Genomic DNA, 3,195 nt, shown 5'->3' with positions numbered 1-3,195 from the left:
CCACATAGGATTCTTGATGGAGAACCCGTTTAATTGCTGCTCCTAAATCTGGTTCATCTTCGACCAATAAAACTCGCATAATTAGATTAGTTTAGTAACTTTATACTCTAAATATACAGTATTAAAAATCCACAGCAGATATTTATAAAATAAGATTGTGAAATAAAGATTAATTGTTGGGGCTAATTTTACAAATCAGTCGAATGCCATAAGATAAATATAACATCCACTGGATGAGGCGGGTTTAAATACTTAGGATAAAATACTTTAACTTCAATATTTAGCCCTTGAACCCACCCCAACAAAAAAAGCCTCTCGCTATTTACAGCCTATTCCATATAAGTGTGGTACAGTAATTTTAGAAGATTGGAGAAAGTAAGAGTGAAAACTTAATTCCATACTTCAAAAACTATTTAAAAAACTAAGCGCTACTGTACTTCATAAACCTGGAATGCGCTGTATCTAAACTTAATATAAATTCTCACCTAATCATTATCTGCGTGTTCAAATTCATAAACATAAAACAGTCTACTCAACTGTTGTAACTTATATCCGCCGAAAGCAAATAAAGCGGCACCCCCAACTGCAAACCAAAATCCTAATGGGGGAACTGCCAAACCTGAAACAGAAGTTGCCGTTTCAATTATTGCTCCTGTTGCTGCTTGAATAGCGATCGCTCGTGCGTCAATAATTATCCCTAAACACAGACACAATCCCGCCACAACATAAGTCAAAATCTTTAAGCGATTAATATTTTTCAGTGCATCCTGACAAACTCGACAATCTTTTGTGTGAGTCTCCCACACATCAAACAGTTTCCGCTTGTCATATTCTGGTGGTGGTAATTCAGGATTACATTCTGCTGCCCAAGGTATACCCCCTCCTGCGCGTTTCTCCAACCACTTCCGAAAGGTAATCACCATTTTATCTTGGGGATTAGGTGTATAAACTAGATCCAAATATTTTCCTTCCTGTCGGTTTGCTATAATTTTCTCTTGGTAATGGAGAAACACTAAATCTTGATGTACAAACAGAGAAGCCAATACATGACCTAACCAGTCTGGCATAGGCAAACCAAAAAAGGCCAAACCTTTAGGTCGTTTTCCTTGTTCATCCTTTACTAATACCTGGCATCCAATATGACGACACCAACCAGGGCGAGTGGGAACTGCGTACAAAACTAGAATAAATTTTCCGTCATTCTCAAGTTCAGAAACAATTCTCATGTGACAAGGCGGTTGAAAATCATGGATAGCTTGTTTGATACCAGGTATCTTGAATGGTGTAATCTCAAAGGAGAAACCTTCCTGAGTAGAAATTTTCTTAACTGGAATCATGTCATAATATTTATCCTCAGTGTATCTACTACCCATAAACCCGTGGTGAGAAACGGGAACATGAGCTGGGTCTGAAACATTTTCCATAAATAAATCCCAGCCGTAAGGAAGATCGCGCGTACTCCAAAATAGTTTCACAACTCTGTCTGATGGGTTCTCCAATTCAGGAACAACCCTCGGTTCCCGTAACTTACTTTCTACCTGGGCTTTTTCTCCCGACTCTAACCAAACCCAAAGTAAACCTTGACGTTCCTGGGTAGGATACACAACTGCACAAGATTTACTGTTGGTACAATTTTTGGCTTCGGTTTCTTTATCTTTAGACTGAGGAATGCTAACACATTTTCCCTCAGAGTTAAAACGCCAAGCATGGTATGCACACATTAAAGTGCCATCAGACTCCACCCTACCTTCAGAAAGAGGAACCAGTCGATGAGGGCAAACGTCTTCAAAGCAAGACCATTTTCCAGTATTATTCCGCCACAGAACTAAATTTTTCCCTAGTAACTGGAATGGATATGGCCGAGATGTGTCAGTGTGGTCTATGACTGCCACTGGATACCATTGTTTTGTCCAGTGGAATGTTTCTGTTTCTGTTGTTTCTTGAATGTCTTGTTCAAAAATTTTCTCTGTTACCATAGTTAGTCCTTATTTAAGTCAAAATTTAAAAATCAAAAGCAAGAAAATTCGATTGATTAACTTATATCATGTGCCCCCTCCGGGGGAGCTACGAATTGCGGATAATCACTTATAATAAAGTTTTTGTTTGTAGTAGGGCTTCAGCCCCAACTGTAGATAGGGCTGAAGCCCTACTACGAACTTTGAATTATAATAACTATTTAACCGAACATAATATTAAGTATTCCCTAAAAGCGGTAAGGTTTTTATACACAAATAAAATAGGATTGCTATATAATATAGAAACAATTTGGTATCTTTGCAAAGGTGTGGGTTTTTGGCACAGGAGTCAAGAGTCATAAAATTGAATTGAGAAGTCAGGAAATTGAGAAATATAATAGAGAAAAAAGGTAAAAAAAGGTAAAAAAAGGCCATTATATTCACCATCTCGTGTTTTCCCCTACTGCCCATCTATAATTTTATACTAAATCCGGTTTATAGGGTATCCTTTTGAGGAGACGGGGAGATGGTTAGAGAGAATTTTGAAAAAGGTAATGTATGATAACCAGATTTGGTATTAAATAGGTGCTCAATGGATTCTATAAATTAGTATTATATCTTGACGACATACCCTAATTCTAAAGTAGTTAAAGTAGTTTTAAACGATAGTTTTATTTTTGATAATTATTATAATACCAACCTAGACAAAATGTTTAACAAACTTTCTCTAAAAACTGTCCTTATTGTCCCCTTTATTCTGCAAATAGTGACTGCTGTTGGATTAGTAGGATATTTTTCTTTTACCAATGGACGCCAATCAGTTGATACTTTGGCGAATAAGTTAACTAAAGAAATTAGCATTCGTATTCAGCAACACGTTTTAGATTATCTAGATAAATCTCATCAAGTCCTAAGAATAACCAATGATGCTATTACCAGTGGGAATTTTGATGTTTATGACTTTAGGGCAATGCAACTCTACTTTTGGCAAATTGTCAAGCAAGAGAAGTGGAAAAGTGAGCTTTTCTTTGGTAATGAACAGGGAGAATTTATTAACGTTGACATTAATCCTGACAATGGAGATATTATCTTCAGAATTCGGACTACAGAGACTCAACCACTGCGTAAAATATATCAGTTAGATGAGAGTGGCGAAATAGGCAAACTATTAAGAGTTAAAGAGTACGATCCGCGTATTCGTCCCTGGTATCAAGCAGCAAAAAACTGGATACACCTACAT

The 3,195-nt window shown here is 36.9% G+C and carries 1 protein-coding gene and 1 pseudogene; one reads left to right on the top strand and one right to left on the bottom strand.

What is annotated here, in order from left to right; translation table 11 throughout:
• Positions 1-485 precede the first annotated feature (485 nt).
• The gene (locus AFK68_RS04700; RefSeq protein ID WP_094671794.1) at positions 486-1,976 is read right to left on the bottom strand and encodes a Rieske 2Fe-2S domain-containing protein; all 1,491 of its coding nucleotides are present in this window, start codon (positions 1,974-1,976) and stop codon (positions 486-488) included.
• 598 nt (positions 1,977-2,574) lie between these two features.
• Between AFK68_RS04700 and AFK68_RS04695 the strand changes: the two are divergent.
• Positions 2,575-3,195: pseudogene (locus AFK68_RS04695) on the top strand (hypothetical protein); the annotation flags it as partial.

The organism is Hydrocoleum sp. CS-953, assembly GCF_002260545.1.
In the GTDB taxonomy this organism is placed as follows: domain Bacteria; phylum Cyanobacteriota; class Cyanobacteriia; order Cyanobacteriales; family Microcoleaceae; genus Trichodesmium.
The sequence above is the reverse complement of the archived record's forward strand: the minus strand, read 5'-3'. Positions and strand labels throughout refer to the sequence as shown.